Annotated in this window: 8 protein-coding genes and 2 pseudogenes; all 10 read left to right on the top strand. The window is 55.8% G+C overall.

Annotated elements, in window-relative coordinates:
• Positions 1–117: pseudogene (locus BSCG_RS30950) on the top strand (TraG family conjugative transposon ATPase); the annotation flags it as partial.
• A 40-nt stretch (positions 118–157) separates the two neighbouring features.
• Entirely contained in the window at positions 158–538 is a 381-nt protein-coding gene (locus BSCG_RS01910; protein WP_004291516.1) for a DUF3876 domain-containing protein, read from the top strand.
• Positions 539–561: 23 nt separating this feature from the next.
• Positions 562–1,191: a DUF4141 domain-containing protein gene (locus tag BSCG_RS01905; RefSeq protein ID WP_004304283.1), complete on the top strand. Its 630-nt coding sequence runs from the start codon at positions 562–564 to the stop codon at positions 1,189–1,191.
• Between the two features lie 3 nt (positions 1,192–1,194).
• Complete coding sequence (traJ, locus tag BSCG_RS01900; protein ID WP_004291518.1) at positions 1,195–2,199, top strand: conjugative transposon protein TraJ; 1,005 nt, start codon at positions 1,195–1,197, stop codon at positions 2,197–2,199.
• 31 nt (positions 2,200–2,230) lie between these two features.
• Positions 2,231–2,854 carry a conjugative transposon protein TraK gene (gene traK / locus BSCG_RS01895; protein WP_004291519.1) on the top strand — a complete coding sequence of 208 codons (624 nt, stop codon included), beginning with the start codon at positions 2,231–2,233 and terminating at the stop codon, positions 2,852–2,854.
• Between the two features lie 6 nt (positions 2,855–2,860).
• Positions 2,861–3,169: a TraL conjugative transposon family protein gene (locus BSCG_RS01890; protein WP_004291520.1), complete on the top strand. Its 309-nt coding sequence runs from the start codon at positions 2,861–2,863 to the stop codon at positions 3,167–3,169.
• Positions 3,150–4,502, top strand: coding sequence for a conjugative transposon protein TraM (gene traM / locus BSCG_RS01885; protein ID WP_004291521.1), 1,353 nt, complete (start codon positions 3,150–3,152; stop codon positions 4,500–4,502). The genes BSCG_RS01890 and traM overlap by 20 nt, the downstream gene beginning before the upstream one ends.
• Before the next feature lie 34 nt (positions 4,503–4,536).
• Complete coding sequence (traN, locus tag BSCG_RS01880) at positions 4,537–5,523, top strand: conjugative transposon protein TraN (protein ID WP_004291522.1); 987 nt, start codon at positions 4,537–4,539, stop codon at positions 5,521–5,523.
• 2 nt (positions 5,524–5,525) lie between these two features.
• The gene (locus BSCG_RS01875; protein ID WP_004291523.1) at positions 5,526–6,101 is read left to right on the top strand and encodes a conjugal transfer protein TraO; all 576 of its coding nucleotides are present in this window, start codon (positions 5,526–5,528) and stop codon (positions 6,099–6,101) included.
• Between the two features lie 7 nt (positions 6,102–6,108).
• Positions 6,109–6,285 (top strand): annotated as a pseudogene (locus BSCG_RS29165) (DNA primase); the annotation flags it as partial.

Raw genomic sequence — 6,285 nt, forward strand, 5'->3', positions numbered from 1 at the left:
GCGTACACCACCGAGGAAACGGAAAAAGTGGAGGTTTACCGTCTGGCGGAGAAGCTGGGCGACGACATCGAAGCCGCCATCCGGCAGCTTGCCGAAAGGCGGAGAAACAAGGAATAACTAAAAAACAGAATGTATCAACCAAAAAAGAAAAACGCGTATGAATTTACCAAAAGTGAAAATGCTGCAAGTCAGCAAGTGCCTTATCGGATTGGCGGTCATGATGCTGCAATCCTGCGACGTGGCCGACAACCGCCGCGACATGCTGTGCGGGAACTGGGAGAGCGTGGAGGGAAAACCTGACGTGCTTATCTACAAGGAGGGCGAAGCCTACAAAGTGACGGTGTTCCGTCGTAGCGGTCTGCGCCGCAAGCTCAAGCCGGAAACCTATCTCTTGCAGGAGGAGAACGGCAACCTGTTCATGAACACCGGCTTCCGCATCGACGTGTCCTACAACGAGGCCACGGATGTGCTGACTTTCTCGCCAAACGGGGACTATGTGCGGGTGAAGCCGCAGCCGGGACATCCGACCGAAGAATAACAACCACTAAAATCCAAAGTAACATGAGAACAAGAATAACAATGATTATCTGCCTGTGCCTGCTTTTCGCGGGCAGGGCAAGCGCACAGTGGGTCGTAAGCGATCCGGGCAATCTAGCGCAGGGCATCATCAATGCCTCCAAAAACATCATCCATACCTCCAAGACCGCCACGAACATGGTGAGCAACTTTCAGGAGACGGTGAAAATCTATCAGCAGGGCAAGAAGTATTACGATGCCCTCAAATCGGTGAACAATCTGGTCAAGGACGCCCGCAAGGTGCAGCAGACCATCCTGATGGTGGGCGACATCACAGACATCTATGTGAACAGTTTCCAACGGATGCTCCGTGACGGGAATTTCAGACCCGAAGAGCTTTCCGCAATCGCTTTCGGCTACACGAAACTGCTGGAGGAAAGCAACGAAGTGTTGACGGAACTCAGGAACGTGGTGAACATCACCACGCTCTCCATGACCGACAAGGAGCGCATGGACGTGGTGGAACGCTGCCACTCGAAGATGAAGCGTTACCGCAACCTCGTGAGCTACTACACGAACAAGAACATCTCCGTGAGTTACCTGCGTGCGAAAAAGAAGAACGACCTCGACCGCATCATGGGGCTGTACGGGAACATGAACGAAAGATACTGGTAGCCTATGAAGTTCGACAACCTTCATCAGATTTTACGTTCACTTTATGAGCAGATGATGCCGCTGTGTGGGGACATGGCTGGTGTGGCGAAAGGCATCGCCGGGCTGGGTGCGCTGTTCTACGTCGCCTACCGGGTATGGCAGTCGCTGGCGAGAGCTGAACCGATAGACGTATTCCCGATGCTCCGTCCTTTTGCCATCGGTCTGTGCATCATGTTCTTCCCGACTGTGGTGCTGGGCACGATAAACAGCATCCTCTCACCCGTCGTACAGGGCACGGCAAAGATGCTGGAGGCGGAAACGCTGGACATGAACCGATACCGGGAGCAGAAGGACAAACTGGAATACGAGGCGATGGTACGCAACCCCGAAACCGCCTACCTCGTGTCCAACGAGGAATTTGACAAGCAACTGGAGGAACTCGGCTGGTCGCCCTCCGACATGGTGACGATGGCGGGAATGTATATCGACCGGGGAATGTACAACATGAAGAAGAGCATCCGCGACTTCTTCCGCGAGATACTCGAACTGCTGTTCCAAGCCGCCGCCCTCGTGATAGACACCGTCCGCACCTTCTTTCTCGTGGTGCTGGCGATTCTCGGTCCGATAGCCTTCGCCCTGTCGGTATGGGACGGTTTCCAAAACACGCTCACGCAGTGGATATGCCGCTATATACAGGTCTATCTGTGGCTACCGGTATCGGACATGTTCAGCACCATACTGGCGAAGATACAGGTTCTGATGCTGCAAAACGACATCGAGCGGATGCAGGCAGACCCGAACTTCTCGCTGGATTCGAGCGACGGGGTGTATATCGTATTCCTCTGCATCGGCATCATCGGCTACTTTACCATTCCCACCGTTGCGGGCTGGATTATCCAAGCCGGAGGCATGGGCGGTTACGGTCGCAACGTGAACCAGATGGCGGGACGAGCCGGAAGCATGGCGGGCAGCGTGGCGGGTGCAGCCGCAGGAAACGCAGTCGGACGTGTCGGCAAATTGCTGAAATAATCAATGTGCAATCATAAATTGGAAAATATAAATGGAATTCAAATCACTTAGAAACATCGAATCGTCGTTCAGGCAGATACGCCTGTTCGGTATCGTCTTCCTCTCGCTGTGCGCCGTGGTGACGGTGTGGAGCGTGTGGAACTCCTACCGTTTCGCAGAGAAGCAACGGGAGAAAATCTATGTGCTGGACAACGGCAAGAGCCTGATGCTCGCCTTGTCTCAGGATTTGTCGCAGAACCGCCCGGCGGAGGCACGGGAACATGTGCGCCGTTTCCACGAGATGTTCTTCACGCTATCACCTGAAAAAAGCGCGATTGAACACAACGTGAAACGTGCCTTGCTGCTGGCGGACAAGAGCGTGTACCACTATTATTCGGACTTCGCGGAGAAGGGGTACTACAACCGCATCATCGCCGGGAACATCAACCAAGTGCTGAAGGTGGACAGCGTGGTGTGCGACTTCAACGCCTATCCCTACCGTGCCGTGACCTACGCCACACAGAAAATCATCCGGCAGAGCAACGTCACCGAGCGCAGCCTCGTGACCACCTGCCGCCTGCTGAACGCATCGCGGTCGGATGACAACCCGAACGGTTTTACCATCGAGGGTTTCACCATCATTGAGAACAAGGATTTACAGACTATCAAACGGTAACAGGACATGAAAAGTATCAGAAAATCAATGTGGGGCATGTATTGGAAACTCCACGACAAACGGAAACGCTTGGCGGCAAGTCTCAAAGGGTATCTGGACGGCTTGCCGCCGGAAACACGCCGCCGCATCGTGCTGGGGATGTTCGCCGCCTTCGCGGTGCTTGCCCTTTACACCTTCGGCAGAGCCGTCTATGACATCGGCAGGAACGACGGCTCACATATGGAAACGGGACACGCCGGACGGGTGGAACTGCCGACCCCGGCGGAAACAGGCAATCACTTAACACCTTATTTATATGGAACAGACAAAGAATGAACCGACGAAAGAGAACAAAGCTGCTCCCGAAACGGGGAAACCGAAAAAGGAGCGCGAACCGCTGACAGAGGCGCAACGGCTGAAACGGCAGAAGATGATCGTGCTGCCCGCTATGGTGTTGGTGTTCATCGGGGCGATGTGGCTGATATTCGCCCCGTCCTCCGGCAAGGAGCAACCGCCGGGAACGGACGGATACAACACCGAGATGCCCGACGCTGACAAGGCGAACCGGCAGATTATCGGCGACAAGCTGAAAGCCTACGAGCATGGGGAGATGGAAGAGCGTCAGGAGAGCCGCAACCGTGCCATCGGGCAGCTGGGCGACATGTTCGACCGCGAGATAGCGGGAACGGAGAACGGAGTGGACTTCGACCTCGCCAATCCGGGCGGCAAGGAAGAAAGGGCAAAGCCAGCCACGCCGCAGACCATCCAGTCCTCCGCAGCCGCCTACCGTGACCTGAACGCCACGCTCGGAAACTTCTACGACCAGCCGAAAAACGACAATGCGGAGATGGACGAATTGTTGGAGCGCATCGCATCGCTGGAGTCGGAACTGGAAAGCGAGAGGGGCAAGGCTTCCTCTATGGACGAGCAGGTGGCTCTTATGGAGAAGTCCTACGAGCTGGCGGCAAAGTACATGGGCGGTCAGAACGGAGGACAGCCATCGGCGGAACAGAGGGCAGAGCCAACTACCGTGCAGAAAGGGAAGAAGAACAAGGCAATGCCTATCAGACAGGTGGAGCATCAAGTAGTTTCTTCACTCTCACAGCCTATGAGTAACGCGGAGTTTGTCGCCGCCTTATCGCAGGAACGCAACCGGGGTTTCAACACGGCTGTCGGCACGGCGGAGGTATTGGACAGGAACACCATACCGGCGTGCGTGCATGGGGCGCAGAGCGTGACGGACGGGCAGACGGTAAGGCTGCGCCTGCTGGAGCCTATGGCGGTGGCAGGCAGGACAATACCCCGGGGTGCGGTGGTGGTCGGCACGGGCAAGATACAGGGTGAGCGGCTCGACATCGAGATTACCTCGCTGGAATACGACGGCACGATTATCCCCGTGGAGCTTGCGGTCTATGACACGGACGGACAGCCCGGCATCTTCATCCCGAACTCGATGGAGATGAACGCCGTCCGGGAGGTCGCCGCCAACATGGGCGGCTCGCTGGGAAGCAGCATCAACATCTCCACCAATGCCGGGGCGCAGCTCGCCTCCGACTTGGGCAAGGGGCTGATACAAGGCACGAGCCAGTACATCGCCAAAAAGATGCGAACCGTCAAGGTGCATCTGAAAGCCGGGTACAGGGTCATGCTTTACCAAGAAAAATATTGAAAACAATAAAAATTACCACTAAAATCCAAAAGTAATGAGAAAAGTAATCATCATGTTTGCCCTCGCTATGGGCATCATAACTGCCAACGCGCAGGAGAATGTAACCGTTGAAACGACCAACGGAAGTGAACAACCGACCTTGACGAAGGAGGTCTATCCGCAGAAGGAGGCGGACGGCGACCTATATCACGGGCTGTCACGCAAGCTGACCTTCGACCGCATGATACCGCCGCACGGTCTGGAAGTGACCTACGACAAGACCGTCCACGTCATTTTTCCGGCGGAGGTGCGCTATGTCGATTTAGGCTCGCCCGACCTGATTGCCGGGAAAGCCGACGGAGCGGAGAACATCATCCGTGTGAAGGCTACCGTAAGGAATTTTCCCAACGAAACGAATATGTCCGTCATCACGGAGGACGGCAGTTTCTACACCTTCAACGTGAAGTACGCCGCCGAACCGCTGTTGCTCAACGTGGAGATGTGCGACTTCATCCATGACGGCAGCACGGTGAACCGCCCGAACAACGCGCAGGAAATCTATCTGAAAGAGCTGGGCAGCGAAAGCCCGATGCTGGTGCGCCTTATCATGAAGTCCATCCACAAACAGAACAAGCGCGAGGTGAAGCATATCGGCTGCAAGCGTTTCGGCATCCAATACCTGTTGAAAGGCATCTACACGCACAACGGCTTGCTTTATTTCCACACGGAGATAAAGAACCAGAGCAACGTGCCTTTCGATGTGGACTACATCACTTGGAAAATCGTGGACAAGAAGGTTGCGAAGCGTACTGCCGTGCAGGAGCAGATTATTCTGCCGCTCCGCGCGCAGAACTACGCCACCCTCGTGCCGGGCAAAAAGAGCGAGCGCACGGTCTTCACGATGGCGAAGTTCACCATCCCCGATGACAAGTGCCTCGTGGTGGAATTGAACGAGAAGAACGGCGGCCGTCACCAGTCCTTCGTGATTGAGAACGAGGATTTGGTACGCGCGGGTACCATCAACGAACTTCAAGTACGCTGACCATGAGAAAGTACATCGCAATAATCATCGCGTCGCTTGCCCTTTTTACAGGGCAGGCGCACGCCCAGCGGTGTCTGCCGAAGATGCAGGGCATCGAGGTGAGGGCGGACATGGCGGACGGCTTCAATCTCGGCGGCAAGGACGGCGGGTACAGCTTCGGGGCGGCTCTCTCCACCTACACGAAGAAGGGGAACAAGTGGGTGTTCGGTGGCGAATACCTGTTGAAGAACAATCCCTACAAGGACACCAAGATACCCGTGGCGCAGTTCACGGCGGAGGGCGGCTATTACTTCAAGATACTGTCGGACGCCCGAAAGATTGTTTTCGTCTATGCCGGGGCTTCGGCTCTCGCCGGATATGAGGCGGTAAATTGGGGGAAGAAGGTGCTGCATGACGGCTCCACGCTGCACGACCGGGACGCCTTCATCTACGGCGGTGCGCTGACGCTCGATGTGGAGTGTTACGTGGCAGACCGTATCGCCCTGCTTGCCAACCTGCGGGAGCGTTGCCTTTGGGGTGGCGACACACGGAAGTTCCACACGCAGTTCGGGGTCGGTATCAAGTTCATCATCAACTGACACGGGCATGGAAAGGACGGAAATAGATGCTGTCAGAAGGATGCCGCTTGCGGATTTTCTCGCACGGCTGGGGCATGAGCCTGTCAGAAGGAGCGGTAACGAGCTGTGGTATCTTGCCCCGTACAGGGGCGAGCGCACATCCTCTTTCCGTGTGAACGTGGCGAAACAGCTCTGGTACGACTTC

The sequence above is a fragment of the Bacteroides sp. 2_2_4 genome, assembly GCF_000157055.1.
Taxonomy (GTDB): Bacteria; Bacteroidota; Bacteroidia; order Bacteroidales; family Bacteroidaceae; genus Bacteroides; species Bacteroides ovatus.